General features: G+C 47.2%; 11 protein-coding genes. 2 read left to right on the top strand and 9 right to left on the bottom strand.

Annotated features, from left to right (window positions below; genetic code table 11):
• Window positions 1-16: 16 nt before the first annotated feature.
• From Pan54_RS12195 to Pan54_RS12185, 3 genes are all read right to left on the bottom strand, one after another.
• A complete protein-coding gene (locus Pan54_RS12195; protein WP_146503747.1) occupies window positions 17-889 on the bottom strand; it encodes a carbon-nitrogen hydrolase family protein in 873 nt (290 codons plus the stop codon).
• A 63-nt stretch (window positions 890-952) separates the two neighbouring features.
• Window positions 953-2,881 carry a 1-deoxy-D-xylulose-5-phosphate synthase gene (gene dxs, locus Pan54_RS12190; protein ID WP_146503746.1) on the bottom strand — a complete coding sequence of 643 codons (1,929 nt, stop codon included), beginning with the start codon at window positions 2,879-2,881 and terminating at the stop codon, window positions 953-955.
• 186 nt (window positions 2,882-3,067) lie between these two features.
• Complete coding sequence (locus tag Pan54_RS12185) at window positions 3,068-3,958, bottom strand: polyprenyl synthetase family protein (protein ID WP_207310125.1); 891 nt, start codon at window positions 3,956-3,958, stop codon at window positions 3,068-3,070.
• A 293-nt stretch (window positions 3,959-4,251) separates the two neighbouring features.
• Here Pan54_RS12185 and argJ point away from each other — a divergent pair, with 293 nt between their 5' ends.
• Window positions 4,252-5,454 carry a bifunctional glutamate N-acetyltransferase/amino-acid acetyltransferase ArgJ gene (gene argJ / locus Pan54_RS12180; RefSeq protein ID WP_146503744.1) on the top strand — a complete coding sequence of 401 codons (1,203 nt, stop codon included), beginning with the start codon at window positions 4,252-4,254 and terminating at the stop codon, window positions 5,452-5,454.
• Window positions 5,455-5,596: 142 nt separating this feature from the next.
• Here argJ and Pan54_RS12175 read toward each other — a convergent pair whose 3' ends face one another.
• From Pan54_RS12175 to Pan54_RS12150, 6 genes are all read right to left on the bottom strand, one after another.
• Entirely contained in the window at window positions 5,597-6,997 is a 1,401-nt protein-coding gene (locus tag Pan54_RS12175; RefSeq protein ID WP_146503743.1) for a hypothetical protein, read from the bottom strand.
• Entirely contained in the window at window positions 6,997-8,418 is a 1,422-nt protein-coding gene (locus Pan54_RS12170) for a hypothetical protein (protein WP_146503742.1), read from the bottom strand. The genes Pan54_RS12175 and Pan54_RS12170 overlap by 1 nt, the downstream gene beginning before the upstream one ends.
• Before the next feature lie 91 nt (window positions 8,419-8,509).
• Window positions 8,510-9,949: a hypothetical protein gene (locus tag Pan54_RS12165; RefSeq protein ID WP_146503741.1), complete on the bottom strand. Its 1,440-nt coding sequence runs from the start codon at window positions 9,947-9,949 to the stop codon at window positions 8,510-8,512.
• Window positions 9,950-9,998: 49 nt separating this feature from the next.
• Window positions 9,999-11,294 (bottom strand): cytochrome-c peroxidase, encoded by a 1,296-nt coding sequence (locus Pan54_RS12160; protein ID WP_146503740.1) that lies wholly within the window; start codon window positions 11,292-11,294, stop codon window positions 9,999-10,001.
• A gap of 253 nt (window positions 11,295-11,547) precedes the next feature.
• Complete coding sequence (locus Pan54_RS12155) at window positions 11,548-11,886, bottom strand: P-II family nitrogen regulator (protein ID WP_146503739.1); 339 nt, start codon at window positions 11,884-11,886, stop codon at window positions 11,548-11,550.
• 136 nt (window positions 11,887-12,022) lie between these two features.
• Window positions 12,023-13,525 carry an ammonium transporter gene (locus tag Pan54_RS12150; RefSeq protein ID WP_146503738.1) on the bottom strand — a complete coding sequence of 501 codons (1,503 nt, stop codon included), beginning with the start codon at window positions 13,523-13,525 and terminating at the stop codon, window positions 12,023-12,025.
• A 566-nt stretch (window positions 13,526-14,091) separates the two neighbouring features.
• Between Pan54_RS12150 and Pan54_RS12145 the strand changes: the two genes are divergently transcribed.
• The gene (locus tag Pan54_RS12145; protein ID WP_146503737.1) at window positions 14,092-14,739 is read left to right on the top strand and encodes a class I SAM-dependent methyltransferase; all 648 of its coding nucleotides are present in this window, start codon (window positions 14,092-14,094) and stop codon (window positions 14,737-14,739) included.
• Window positions 14,740-14,845 lie beyond the last annotated feature (106 nt).

Here is a 14,845-nt window from a genome sequence, read left to right as displayed (position 1 = left end):
AATTTCCGGGAGAATACTATTCAGGTTCCGATGCCCCGTATCGATCCCGCGGGGTTTCTAAGACGTGAGGATTGATTAGAGGCTGATAAAACTCAGGACGACGATCAGCCATACGATCCAGCTCAAAACTTCCTGCTTTGCGAATGACTCGTTTTTGTCGAGGAATTTCCACATCGATATCGACTTCCAGATACTCCTCCTGATCGGCTGATCCCATCGCCAGAATTTCGCCCCCCGGCCCACAAATACAACTTTGACCGATGTAACTCGTCCCGGCTTCATTTCCGATACGATTGATGGCCGCGTAGTAAACTTTGTTTTCCATCGATCGAGTAATGACGGGGCCCGGTGTCATACATTCTGCTCCGCGGGGCCAGTTTGTGGGCAGTGCAATCAAGTCTGCGCCACCGACTGCTAAAACACGCGAAGCTTCCGGAAACGCCAGGTCATAGCAGATATTCATGCCGAGACGCAGACTGGTCGATTCGTGAACTTCGAAAGGACGATCACCATAATCGACAAAACGATCGACGCCGACAAAGGGGAGATGGATTTTGCGATAGGAACTCAGAATTCCTTCGGGACCCACCATCGCTGCACAATTGAAAATGCTTTCACCAGCTTTTTCGAGAAAGCCATAGACGCAATTCAAATTGAACTTTTGACAGGCCTCGATCATCTGTGCACTGGCTGGGCCATCCAGTGGTTCTGCACATTCCATAGCAGTTTCTCGGGATTCAAATCCATACCCGGTTAAAGCACATTCAGGAAAAATGACCAGATTCGCTCCACGATCGGCAGCCGTTTTCAAAGAGGAAAGCATCTTCTGCAGATTTTGCTCGCAATTTCCCAATGAGATGTCACATTGGACTCCAATCAGTTTAATCATTTTGCAGTCCTCTGTAGATCTCTGCATTTATCCTGGCAGCGATTTCTCTGCTGGACAGCATTTTTATTCAACAGCTCCAACACCAGATTCTTTAACTTGTCGATTGGAGAGACGATCACGAATCGTGCGGATGAAGCCTACGGCATTGAGGCCTAACTCCGCTAATAATTCGTTGCGATCACCATGCTCGACAAAACGATCAGGGATACCAAGTCGGCAAACGTTTTGAGTCGAAAGCCCGGCTTCGTTCGCTGCTTCTAATACGACGGAACCAAAACCTCCGCAGAGTGTGTTTTCTTCGACCGTCACGACCAGCTCACAATTTTTGACCGCTTCGAGAATCACTTCGGTATCGAGTGGACGCAGGAATCGAGCGTTGATAACACCGATATCGATACCATCCTTCTGAAGTTTCTCGACCGCTTTCAGGCATTCTGGCAGCAACGCACCGAAACTGACAATCATCACTTCGCTGCCCCAGCGAATGACTTCACTTTTCCCAAGCTCAATGGGCGAGAATTCTTCTTCGCGGATTACGGATTCGGCATTTGCTTTCGGGAATCGGAGCGAGATTGGTCCATCGTGGTTCGTCGCAAAAGGAATCATCGCTTCCAGATCCTGCGAATCTCCCGGAGCCATCACTGTGATGTTTGGAAAAGCTCGCATGTAAGTATTGTCGAACACACCATGATGCGTCGGCCCATCAGGGCCGCACAATCCTGCTCGATCCATACAGAATACGACCGGCAAATTCTGCAACGCGACTTCCTGGAAAATATGATCGAAACTACGTTGCAGGAACGTGCTGTAAATATCGACAATTGGCTTCATTCCCGACTTTGCCATTCCTGCAGCAAACGCGACCGCATGCGCTTCGCAGATGCCGGTATCGAAGAATCGTTCCGGGAATTCATCACGAATTTTGCCGAGATTATTTCCCGCACACATTGCAGCGGTCAAAACGACGACTTTATCATCCTTGGCCATCTGTTGATAAATTGTCTCGCTGGCGACATCGGTATAAGCCGCGTTTTTGCCACCCTTACTTCGGGGAATTGCAAAACCTTCTTCACTGCGATCGAACGGTGACGGCGAATGGAATTTAACGGGATCCTCACAGGCTGGCTGAAACCCTTTCCCTTTATCGGTAAAGACATGCAGTAGAGTCGGTCCTTTGATGTCTTTAACCATTTCGAGATGCTTGCGGAGCGACTTTAAGTCGTGACCATCAACCGGGCCGACATACCGAAAGCCCATCTGCTCAAAGAGCATCCCGCCATGCAGCAATGTTTTGAGTGCATCTTTCACATTGGAAAGACCTTTTTTGGTCGAGCCACCAACCATCGGAACTTTATTCAACACCCAGGCGACATCCCGTTTCAATCCATTATAAAACGGAGCGGCTCGGGCTTTGTCAAGATATTCAGCCAGTCCTCCTACACGTGGGCAGATCCCCATTTTGTTGTCGTTCAGAATCACCAGCAAATCTTTATTGAGACCAGCGGCATTATTGAACGCTTCAAAGACTACCCCTGAAGGCAAGGCTCCATCCCCGAGAACGGCGACCGCTTTGCGATCATCGTCAAAGAGCAGGTCATCAGCAGTCTTCATTCCCAAAACCGTCGAGACAGAAGCTCCCGCATGACCGGTCATAAACAGATCGTAGGGGCTTTCATTCGGGTTCGGAAATCCCATCAGGCCGTTGCGGTCGCGAATGGTACGAAACTGAGGGAAGCGTCCCGTCACCATTTTATGTGGATAGATTTGATGCCCAGTGTCCCAGATCAGGCGATCTTTGGAGAAATCGAACACCAGATGCAACGCAATACACAACTCCACAACACCCAGATTACTGGCAAAGTGGGCAGGTTTCGTTTCAACAATCTGACAAAGAGCCTCTCGAATTTCAGCAGCCAGCTTTTCGTGCTGAGCTTCAGTAAGCGTTTTCAGATCCTGAGGAGAGGAGATCATCGGCAGGAGTTCGTATTCCATCACTTGGGATTTCGCTTTATTAAAAAATAGCGCAGTGGACAGACTTCAGGAAGTCGATCTTCTCCGCGTAATCATGATGTCGTATCGTCGAAAAACTTTGAGAAGTCTGTCTTAACTTCATCAAATTCACAGTTAAGGAAGTAGAGGCAAAAAACGATAATGCCAATCAAATAATATCATACTCAATCAGTGGTCCCTGAATACACTATACATAGCAATTGCCTCTAATGCAGCGGTGTTCCCCGGAAAAATCTTCAAAGCCGAAATTGCCTCTTTGACCAATTGTTCCGCTTGACTTTGACTCTCATCCAGCCCGAGCTGAGACGGAAATGTCAATTTTTTGTGCTGAGTATCTTTCGCGACCTGTTTTCCCATCTTCTCAGCAGATCCCGTCACATCCAGCAGATCGTCGGCTATCTGGAATGCGAGGCCGATGCACTCTCCATAATATGTCAACGCATCAAGCTGAACCGATGTTGCATTGGCAATTAATGCCCCCATTCGCATCGCACAACGAATCAGACACCCGGTTTTTCGTCGATGGATCTCTTGGAGGACTTCCAGATTCAATGTTTCAGGATCGGCGGTTTCTGCTTCCAAATCCGCCTGCTGGCCTCCGACCATGCCGGTTATTCCCGAGGCAATCGCCAATTCGTGCGTGCAGGCGACGGCATGTTTCGGGTCATTCACTCGTGTCGATAACCAGAAAAAGGCATGCGTCAGCAGACCATCGCCCGCAAGAATCGCGGTCGCTTCTCCAAATTGGACATGATTCGTGGGCCGACCTCGACGCAAATCATCATCATCCATCGCAGGCAAATCATCATGAATCAGGGAATAAGTATGAATCATTTCCAAAGCACACGCAGCCGGCATCGCCCGGGAGATATCTCCCCCACAAATTTCGCAGCTCAGTAATGCCAGTAAAGGACGCAATCGCTTGCCACCTGCCAGTAAACTGTAACGAATCGATTCCTGCAATCGGGGCGGACAGTCAGCCGAAAATTTTGAAGCATGATCCAGCGCCTGCTCAATCTGACTTCGCCATTCTGGAATTGGGGCAGGGAACACGTGCACGGAGTTCTCGTTTTCAGTACGATGCCGATGGAAAATACAAACAGGTTTTACCTGCATTCGATCAGTTTATCAATTCGCGACGTCTGTTGTTAACTGATCACGGCTCGATTATTTGACAGTCATCTGTCTGTGAGAAAACTTCAACTGAGTCATGGGACGTGCCACCCAATTTCAAAGGCTTAATTGCTATCGTTACCAGTAAAGATGATCTAAAATATTGTTGGCATCACTTTGGAATTCTCAGTTAAATTGTCAATCTTTTATTTGCCTGTAATACCGCTTGAGGAATAATAATGCCCAACTCATCAACATACTTCCTGCCTCAGGGCTTTCGCACCGCTGGTATTCATTGCGGGATCAAATCGAATCAATCCGCTCGTGATTTAGCTGTGTTTCTCTCAGAAAGCGATTGCATCGCCGCTGGTGTGTTCACGACGAATAAAGTCTGTGGGGCTCCCGTGCAAATTTCCCGTGAACGTGTCCCCGGCGAGAATGTTCGAGCCATCGTCATTAATTCCGGCAATTCAAATGCCTGTACCGGCGAGCAGGGCTTAGCCGACGCACGCACAATGACGGCTCGAATTGCTGAAGAAATCAATAGCCCGGCCGAGTCGGTTCTGGTTTGCTCGACTGGCGTGATTGGAGTGCCCCTTCCAGTCGAGCGCATTTGCGATCATGTGCCTGAGTTGTTCGAGAATCTCGGCGAAACTCCCGAGCATCTTCAACATGCTGCCCAAGCGATGATGACGACCGATACTTTCCCAAAAATCATCTCCCGTTACGTCAATCTCGATGGCGGAACGATCACACTCACCGGTGTCGCCAAAGGAGCCGCCATGATCGCTCCCAACATGGCGACGATGCTCGGCGTGGTCATGTCCGATGTGAAATTGACTCCAGCACAGGCCGAAGACCTGCTGCCGATCGCCGTGAACCAATCGTTCAATTGCATCAGTGTCGAAGGCCATACCAGTACGAGTGACACCGTTTTGCTGATGGCCAATGGTCAATCGAATGTGGGCTTGGATGACAAAGGCGATCTCGCACAATTCCAGGCAGCAGTCACAACATTGTGCACTGATCTCGCACATATGATCATCCGCGATGCCGAAGGGGCCGAGCATTTTATCACGGTCGATGTCGAAGGCGCCCGAACATTTGAAGACGCAGAAAAAATCGCACACGAAGTTGCCAACGATGTGCTCGTGAAAACAGCCGTCACCGGCAACGACCCCAACTGGGGCCGCATCGTCTCCGCCTGCGGACGCACCGGCTGCATCGAATCCGAAGCAGAAGTTTCGCTGGCAATCAATAATCACGCCGTCTTCAAAAAAGGCAAACCGGTCAATTTCGACGAGAACGTCGTTTCCAAAGCCATGAAAACCGGCGAAGTCATCCTCGACATAACCCTCAACCAGGGTAACGGCCGCTGGCGCATCTGGACCTGCGATTTGACGTCAGAATACGTGCGGCTCAACTCAGAATATACGACGTAGAGTTGAAGGTTGAGAATTAAGTAGGACAGGCTTCCAGCCTGTCAATTCGCAACATGCGAACCCGTTAGACAATCAGCCGTAGGTCAGGCACTGCCTGACATGAATAACAATCGACGCCGAATCTGGTCAGTCACAGCCCGACCTACGGCTTGCGAATCATCTCGATGCCAAAATCTAAAGCATCCGGATTGAGACTTAGTTCTTCTCCTCCAGAGTCAATTTCATCCACTCCAACGCTCCATAGCCGGTAATGTTGGGGACTGTCTTTCTCATATTTTAAAGTATCTCCTGATGGATTGATTTCATCAACAGGTAGTTCTTTGGTTGTTGAGAACGCCAAGTTAAGTGTCTCTGGGAATTCACCTTTTATTTTGCGATAAATTTCCAGCATAATCGCCGTTTCAGTAATCCTTTGTCGTATGTTTTCCAAATCAATAACATTGATTACTTTTCCTAAATCATAGTAAGTTACCTTGAAGAGGTCTGACGTTTCACTGGCTTCTTCAATTTGATTGGGAGAATTTTGTTCTGGAGGAAGTGTTTCCCCGATTGGGGTTTCATACAAATAACAGAGATTTCTGCCATGTGACGAAAGTGCAGGTCTTTGATATTTCGGAATGTCAACATACAGTAGATTGTTTGTAACACACTGTTTATTGATTCGATAAAATAACTCCGGTTCACCTTGAAAAAATAATGTCCAAGCTAAAACGGAATTGGATGATATCTGTTTTGATTTGGGAATTACTTCCTGGAGCAAAATATTCTCAGAATGTAATAACATCAAATATTCCATTTTGATGAAGTCAGAAATCGGCGGCGTCATTTGATAAATTTTTTGTATCTCATTTAGTAACTGTTTGAGCTCAGTAAGTGTAAGTTGCTGATGAGCCAGCCATTTAACTATCATTTCGGTTGTCATGTTGTGGATCGCAATTCCATATGTGCGATTGAACATACAGCTATTGAGAGTAATCAGTCGTGAGGTTCGTAAATTACAAAGTAACCATTTAGTGGCTTCAGTGTCATCTCCGTTTTGAGAGGCAATCCAGGCTTGAATAGCGATCATCTGTGAAAGTTGTCGCGTTGGCTTTAAAATCTCCAATGGCGACGTATAGCTGATCTGATCAGGCTGCACTTCAAAAAAATTGGGCATGCAACTCGCTTTTTCCCAGATCAGTAACGCTTGTTCGTTATACTTCACGTAATCCAATGCGGTTTGCATTCTTTCATCCGGCGGAGTCTCTTCCCAGAAGATATCATAGATGTCACTCAATTCATCTTTCGGAATTGTCCCTTTAAGAGAACCAATCGCCTCATGAAACAGGCTCAACGCATTGTCGCTATCCGGAACGGTGTGCTCAACAATGAATGCTTCAACATCGAACGGTTCCCCGGGATCGGATATCAAAGAGAGTCGATAGCTACGATAAAGATACGGTGCGGCGATCAGGACAAGCAAAAGGACAACCGGCACCGCAAACTTTGGATGCAGCAATCGGTGCCAGCCTGATTTTCGTTTGGATTTGATTTCTTCAGACATCACTTCTCCTCGGGAGATTCGAGGGAATCATTCCGATTCATCTCAATCCCCAGATCCGCGGCATCCCGATCAAAAGAAGGATCAACTCCTCCGTTATCAATTCCATCAAAGCCGACGCTCCAGAGTCGATAGTGCAGCGGGCCGTCTTTGACATAGTTCAATACGGCTCCGGATGGTTTGAGATCATCAATAGGAAGATCTTCACTCAAAGGAAAAGCCTGAGTAAGTGTGTCCGGGAATTCACCATTATTTTTACGATAGATTTCCAGGTGAATGACTGATTCTATAACCCGCTGCAATAGAATTTGTTTGTCTGATGCAATTATAACATTGTGGAAAAGATTAGGAATTTCCAAATAGAGTGTTGAAGATTCTGCGGCCTGCTCCAGGCGTTCTAAAGTTACCTGAGTTGGAGGGATTGATTCTCCGCTGGAAGTCTCATACAGATAACAAACATTTTCGCCGCACGAGGAAAGTGGGGGTCTTTGATACTTGGGTAAATCTGCGTATCGCAAATGATTAGCAAGAGAGTGGCTATTTATTCGATAGAATAAGTCAGGCTCGCCCTGAAAATAAAATATCCATGGCAATAAGACTGGGGGATAATCCGGTAAAAGATATTCATAAAAATCGCTTGATATCAGTTCTTTCGAATTCAATATTTCCAGATAATCCATTTTAAAGTGATCAGAAATGGGAGGAGTCAAATGATGAATCGTTTTAACATCTTTGAGGAGCTGCTTGAGGTCTACTGTTGAAAGTTTCTGTTGAGCTAACCATTTGAGTATTGACTCACTCGTCGAACGGTACCGCGCATATCCCTTAAGAAAGCTCATGATACCTCCATTACGGGCAATGAGCCTGGACGATCGTAAGTTGCAAAGCAGCCACCTCATGGCTTCGACATCGTCTCCATTTTCGGAGGCGATCCAGGCTTGAATTTCACCCATCATTGCAATTCCACCTGTGCCTTTGGTGGTTTCTAAACTTTCGTAATAGTTTAATATAGATGCCGAAATTTCTGAGAAATTGGGCATCTGACTCGCTTTTTCCCAAGCCAGTAATGCAGGTTCGATTTGCTGCATGTACTCCAGAAGGATTTTAGTTTTCTCCTCATTGGGTCTTACATTCCAAAGATCATCATATTCCTCATCCCATTGTATACCCGGAGCCGCCTCATACTGCTTGATCGCATTCCGAAACGGAACCAATGCATTCTCCTCATCCGGAACTGTGTGCTCAACAATAAATGCTTCAACATCGAACGGTTCCCCGGGATCGGATATCAAAGAGAGTCGATAGCTGCGATACAGAAACGGTGCGGCGATCAGGACAAGCAAAAGGACAACCGGCACCGCAAACTTTGGATGCAGTAAACGGTGCCAGCCTGATTTTCGTTTGGATGCGACTTCGTCAGACATCACTTCTCCTGCATAGTTTCCAGTGCCGTAGGTCAGGCTGTGCCTGACACGATTAACAATCGACGCCAAATCTCGTCAGGCACAGCCTGACCTACGGCTGGCGTTTCATCTCAATCCCCAGATCCGCGGCATCTTTATCCAACGTCAAATTGACTCCACCAGAATCTATTCCATCCGCGCCAACGCTCCATAATCGATAGTGCAGGGGGCCTTCTTTGACATAGTTTAAAATGGCTCCCTTCGCTTCGAGATCATCAATGGGGAGTGTTTCTGTTGAGGTGAAGACCTGAGCGAGCGTATCTGGAAATTCGCCATTTGATTTTCGGTAGAGTTCCAGTTGAATCGCCGTTTCGAGAAGACGTTGCCGCATGGTTTCCAAGTCGACCGCTTCCAACATACTGCCGGTTTGATAGTAGGCAAGCTGAAAGAGAACGGAGGAGTCAGCCGCCAGTTCGATTTTTTCAGGAGACAAATTCGACGGATGAGTTGATTCTGTAATTGGTTTCACAAATAAATAACAGATATTGCTGCCGTGTGAAGAACGCGATGGTCTTTTGTATTTTGGTAAGTCGACATATCTCAGATTATTAGTGACACAATGTCCGTACACACGAAACAGTAATTCTGGTTCACCCTGGAAATAGAATGCCCAGGGCAAAACGGCTTTGGCTGCTCCGGGAGTAGAACTTGGAAAGACCTCTCCCTGCAAGATCTCCTCTGAATGCAACACCATTAAATATTCCATTTTGATTTGATCTGAAATGGGTGGTGTCATTTGCTGAATCGTTTGCATCTCTTTCAGAAACTTTTCCAGTTCCGTTTGAGATAATTGCTGCCGGGCTAACCATTTGATAATTGTCTCACTCGTCAAATTGTGAAGTGCAATACCTACGAATCGATTCATAATACATCCATGAAGTTCGACGAGCCGTGAGGTTCGCAAATTGCATAGCAGCCATTTTGTAGCTTCGGCATCTTTTCCATTTTCAGAAGCAATCCAGGCTCGGATAACGCAAAGTTCAGCATAAGAGCGAATATTGCAAGTAGTTACAAATGAGGATGTGTAATTGATAAATGCTGGTTGAACTTCGCAGTAGTCAGGCATTTGACTCGCTTTTTCAAACTCGATCAAAGCGACTTCGTTATCTTTGACATGGTCGAGAGTATTTTGCATATACTCATTGATAGAGACTCTGTTCCAGAGGGCTGTTCCACATTCAGGATACGTCTTATCGTTTGATGGCTTCATCAGGGTAAGTATATTCCGAAACGGAACCAAAGCATTCTCCGAATCCGGCACAGTATGCGCAGAAATAAACGCTTCAACATCAAACGGTTCCCCGGGATCGGAAATGATTGAGAGTTTGTAGCTGCGATACATAAACGGAGCGGCGATCAGCATGACCACTATCATCACCGGTACTGCAAACCAGGGGTGCAGAAATCGCTGCCAGTAAGAACTTTGTTTGGGCGTGTGTTCGTCTACCATTATTTTCTTACCCAGTTTCTTCCCACCCATGAAAAAAGCCACGGTGCTACCGTGGCTCAGCATAGAAGTGTTTGACAGTAACGTAATCAGATTACTCGGGAAGTCGCCCCTGTTCAACAACAGGCAGTTCTCCAGTGCAGGCTTCCATGAATGCAACAAGATCCTTCTTCTCCTGATTATTCAAATCAATCTTCTTGATTTTGTCGCTCAGGTAAGGATTCGGGATTCCTCCCTTGGCGTAATGCTCAACGACGTCCAGCAACGTTTTCTGACTCCCGTCGTGCATGTAAGGGCCAGTCAAAGCGACGTTGCGAATGGTTGGAGTTTTAAAGGCGCCTTTGTCTTTCTCGTCGCCGGTAACTTCGTAACGTCCCAGATCAGGTTTCTCCTGATCCATGCCGACACCCAGATTGTGATATTTCTCATCGGCCAGATTCGCTCCAACATGACATGCGGCGCAGTTGACTCGCTCACTGAAAAACAGATTCCGTCCACGAATTGCCGACTCCGACATCGGATGGACTTCAAGTTCAGCCATGATGGCATCGTATTCGTCCTTCAAATCGGGATCGTCTTCAAAATCTTCCGATTCAAATTTCAGATATGGCTTGAGCTTCTCGTAGTAGTCGAACGGAGCAGGCCCTGTAACGAGCACACGTTCAAAAGCAGCAATTGCCTTGCCGACATTGTCGATGTTGACTTCGTGATCGTCGAAAATCTGTTCAAACTGCAATTTGTATCCAGGGACTTTTGCGATTGCCTTCACGGCTGCATCATGTGTATTTCCCATTTCAATTGGATTGGCAATCGGCCCAATCGCCTGCTCTTCCAGAGATGCGGCTCGGCCATCCCAGAATTGAGATGTGCTCAAAATGCGATTGTAAGCTGTCGGAGAATTTCGATTCCCGGTCAGTCCTTCAATTCCAACACCAAATTGAGTTGGAGCAGCATAACCGGCTTTGGGGTCGTGGCAGCTGGCACAACTGATCGTGTTGTCTTTGGAAAGCCGGGTATCGAAATAGAGCTGTCGGCCCAGTTCAATTTTCGCACGTGTGAGTGGATTCGATTCCAGCACGCCTTCCGGAATTTTGCCCACATTGAGTCCCATGGGAAGTTTAACAGTCAGTGGATTATGAACATCTTCTCGATCAAGCCAGGCTTGAATTTCTGATAGTGACAAGGGGCCCTCACCAGGAATTCCCTGTGTCAGATCAGCGGCACCGAGAGTGACGTTATCAGAAAGCCTGGCCGCAATTTCCTTGACCTGCTTTGGTGACAATTTCCCATCAGATTTCTGTGTTTTGTCTGCATTCACGATACAAGTCGTAATAAGTAACCCTGCTATGGAAAGCTGTAGGATCACAAATCGAGCCCTGAAAATACGCATGAATTCTCCTGTCGGTTAATAAGTGTGAGTCAAAGTAGAATTCGAATTGCTGTCAACGGTTTACAAACAGACACAATATTCTAATCGTGAAGCAGGCTGGTCTCAAGTTGGTAATGTTGTCACATAAACATGCGTATCCACAAAAAAAGAAGGGACCAACCTAAAACAGGTGGTCCCTTCTTGCTGTGCATCATCCAGACGCTTACATCGTCGTCATGACGAAGATTTCAAGTTTCGATCCTCGAAACTGCGATCAAATGGCTTCGTCGCCGGTTTCGCCGGTTCGGATGCGGATGACCTGTTCGACGTCTGAGACGAAGATTTTTCCGTCGCCGATATTTCCGGTGCGGGCGGCATCGGAAATGACCTGGATTGCTTTGTCGGTCACGTCATCGGAAACAACGATTTCCAGTTTGACTTTCGGCATGAAGTCGACAACGTATTCGGCTCCACGGTAAGTTTCTTTGTGACCTTTCTGACGACCAAAGCCGCGAACTTCGGCAACGGTCATTCCTTCGATCTGGGCTGAGACCAGCGCAGATTTGACATCTTCAAGTTTGAAGTGCCGGATAATGGCTTCAATTTTTTTCATTGTGAATTCCCAGTAGTTTGAGCGGTTTATTCAGACTTGGACAAACAAGTTTGGTGGTAGTTGAACTCTTATAATAATCATAAAACCGTTGGGATCAAACCAAAGGGACTTGATCCCAACGGCACTCAAAAGAGCATTAAGCGGATTCCAGGCTTTGCAGGTAAGGATAGGCCGCCATGCCATGCTCGGTAATGTCCAGTCCACGCAATTCTTCTTCTTCGGAAACTCGAAGTCCGACAGTCACTTTGATAACCAGGAAGATGATCAAGGAGGCACCGAAGGACCAGGCGAAGAAGGCTCCAATACCGATCAACTGTGTGATCAACTGAGAAACTCCACCACCGAAGAACAATCCGTTTGTTCCATTGATGATTTCTTCAGCAAACAGGCCTGCGGACAAGGTTCCCCATGCTCCACAAACACCGTGTACGGAGATTGCCCCGACGGGATCGTCGATTTTCAGTTTGTCGAAGAACAACACTGAAAGAACACAGACGACACCACCAACCAATCCAATGATCAGGGCAGAGATCAGGCCAACATCGTAGCAAGGAGCGGTGATGGAAACCAATCCAGCCAATGCACCGTTCAGTGCAAAACTCACATCTGGTTTGCCGAACATGATCCAGGAAAGAACCATTGCGGAAACACATCCACCGACAGCAGACAGGTTGGTCGTGACTGCAACTCTTGCAAAGTTACCACCATCCAAAGATGTTGTTGAACCAGGGTTAAATCCGAACCAGCCCAACCACAAGATGAACACACCAAGAGCAGCCAGCGGAATCGAGTGACCCATGATTGGTGTCACTGATCCGTCTGCTGCGTACTTGCCTTTACGAGCACCAATGACGATGGCACCAGCCAGGGCTGCCCATCCACCGCAAGAGTGTACCACAGTAGAACCAGCGAAGTCGATAAAGCCTTTGTCTTCCAACCAGCCACTACCGTTGTAAAGACTTCCCCATGCCCAGCCACCGCTGATCGGGTAAACAATGACAGTGATTCCAATTGTGTACAGCAGGTAAGATGTGAACTTGGTTCGTTCAGCCATGGCACCCGAAACGATGGTAGCAGCAGTTGCGGCAAAGACTGTCTGGAAGATCAGGAAAGCAAATTCCCAGTTGTCCAGAACTCCATCGACCATACCGTCGACGAAAAAGTCGGTTGTACCAATCCAGCCTGTTGGTGAAGCACCAAACATGAGTCCGAAACCGACTGCCCAGAAAGAGATTGAACCAATACTGAAGTCCATCAGGTTCTTCATGATGATGTTCACACAGTTTTTAGAGCGTGTGAAACCTGCTTCAACCAGGGCGAAACCTGCTTGCATGAAGAAGACCAGGAAGGCTGCGATGCAAGTCCAGAGCAGGTCCGTTTCTGTTCTGACGGCTCCAACGGCCTCATCCACAGATTCCAGCGTTACCGGTTCTTCAGCTTCTTCTTCGACAACTTCTTCTGCTTCTTCAACAACGACTTCCTCTTCTACGGGCTCGGTTGTCGTCCCTTCGGGAGCCGGCTGGAAGGCGTAGGTGGTTGAGGTGTAGGTCAAACATCCAATCAACAGCAGCATTAGCAGCGATGATTTCATTAATAAAGGGATGTTATCGAACGCGGGTAACATTCTCGGAAAATTCATTCGTTCTCTTTCTCACTAACTAAGCTGATAAACTACAAATAGCGACTGTCGCTATACTTATTCCCGGTGGCAAAACTCAATGGATTCATAGAAATCAGGAGTGCTTGCCGTGTGGTTTGAGATTTCCCAATGAAATCTCTAGATGGAGCGTACATCAACACGGTGTCGATATTTGTAACTTATGCAATTGCTGCGCCAATTAGCAAAACCGAGAGGCTTGAGTCCGTTAAACCCCTACGTACGTAGTGTTTCAACAAAATTAAAACATGTTTTTCGATGGTTTGCATCAACGATGAGCATGATTTGTCAGCAGGTTGCACATCTTTGATGCACTTTGTGCGAATGTATCTGCTAAACATTGGAATTTTTGAAATGGCTTGGACACTTGGCATAAGTGAATACTTATGTGGTGTCCGCGAGTGAAATCGGACTAGCTCTGTTTTGAATCTTTCAATAGGCTTCGCCTGAAAGTCAATCTGCAATGCCTCCCAAAGTTGATTGGGGTATTGGTGACGAACCAATTTACTGTCTGAAGTCCCTTCGCATATCAATAAATGAGAACAGCCATGTCCGAAAAGCATCCGACCAGCCTTGGCGAGGTTTATACCCAGCACCACGAACGCGGCGAGCGACTTGGGAAGTCATTTATCGAAGACATTCGAGCGGAATGGTTCTGCAAATGGATTGGAACCGGCAAAACGATTCTGGATCTTGGCGGACGAGATGGCACATTAACTCGCCATTTTGCACCGGGAAATCAGGTCGTTATTGGCGATATTGACACCTCCGCGATGGCGATTGCCGAGCGGGAGTTGGGAGTCGATACGATTGAGGTCAATCTTAATGAAGCACTTCCCTTTGAAGATTCGAGCTTTGATGTGATCGTTCTGGCGGAAGTTCTTGAACATCTGCCCTATCCGAAAATCACATTCGGCGAGATTCAGCGAATTCTCAAACCGGGTGGAATGCTCGTTGGAAGTATTCCGTTGGCTTATCACCTGAAAGATCGCTGGCAGGTTGTCCGTGGTCGAAAATTATGGATGAACGGCGATCCGACTCACGTGCAATTCTTCAAATACGATGATCTACTTGCGTTCTTTAAAGAGTATCTGGACATCGAACAGGTCGTTTCCGTCAAAGGGGGCAAGAAAGCCGAGTGGTTCCCAAAACTATTCGCCCGCGACGTTGCTTTCTGCTGCAGAAAAGCTGCTTGATCCGGATTGTTTGCAAAAGTATTCCCACGCCGGGTAAATACACACTCGCTTGCGTTTCTTGCTTGTAATGATCGGCACGAAGATGTTTCACATGGATTGAATCGGC

Source organism: Rubinisphaera italica (assembly GCF_007859715.1).
GTDB classification, from domain to species: Bacteria; Planctomycetota; Planctomycetia; order Planctomycetales; family Planctomycetaceae; genus Rubinisphaera; species Rubinisphaera italica.
The sequence above is the reverse complement of the archived record's forward strand: the minus strand, read 5'-3'. Positions and strand labels throughout refer to the sequence as shown.

Coding starts and splice junctions, on each gene's coding strand:
- Pan54_RS12155 (WP_146503739.1), bottom strand. CDS start 11,886: ATGAAAAAAATTGAAGCCATTATCCGGCACTTCAAACTTGAAGATGTC.
- Pan54_RS12195 (WP_146503747.1), bottom strand. CDS start 889: ATGATTAAACTGATTGGAGTCCAATGTGACATCTCATTGGGAAATTGC.
- Pan54_RS12175 (WP_146503743.1), bottom strand. CDS start 6,997: ATGTCTGAAGAAATCAAATCCAAACGAAAATCAGGCTGGCACCGATTG.
- Pan54_RS12150 (WP_146503738.1), bottom strand. CDS start 13,525: ATGAATTTTCCGAGAATGTTACCCGCGTTCGATAACATCCCTTTATTA.
- Pan54_RS12145 (WP_146503737.1), top strand. CDS start 14,092: ATGTCCGAAAAGCATCCGACCAGCCTTGGCGAGGTTTATACCCAGCAC.
- dxs (WP_146503746.1), bottom strand. CDS start 2,881: ATGGAATACGAACTCCTGCCGATGATCTCCTCTCCTCAGGATCTGAAA.
- Pan54_RS12160 (WP_146503740.1), bottom strand. CDS start 11,294: ATGCGTATTTTCAGGGCTCGATTTGTGATCCTACAGCTTTCCATAGCA.
- argJ (WP_146503744.1), top strand. CDS start 4,252: ATGCCCAACTCATCAACATACTTCCTGCCTCAGGGCTTTCGCACCGCT.
- Pan54_RS12170 (WP_146503742.1), bottom strand. CDS start 8,418: ATGTCTGACGAAGTCGCATCCAAACGAAAATCAGGCTGGCACCGTTTA.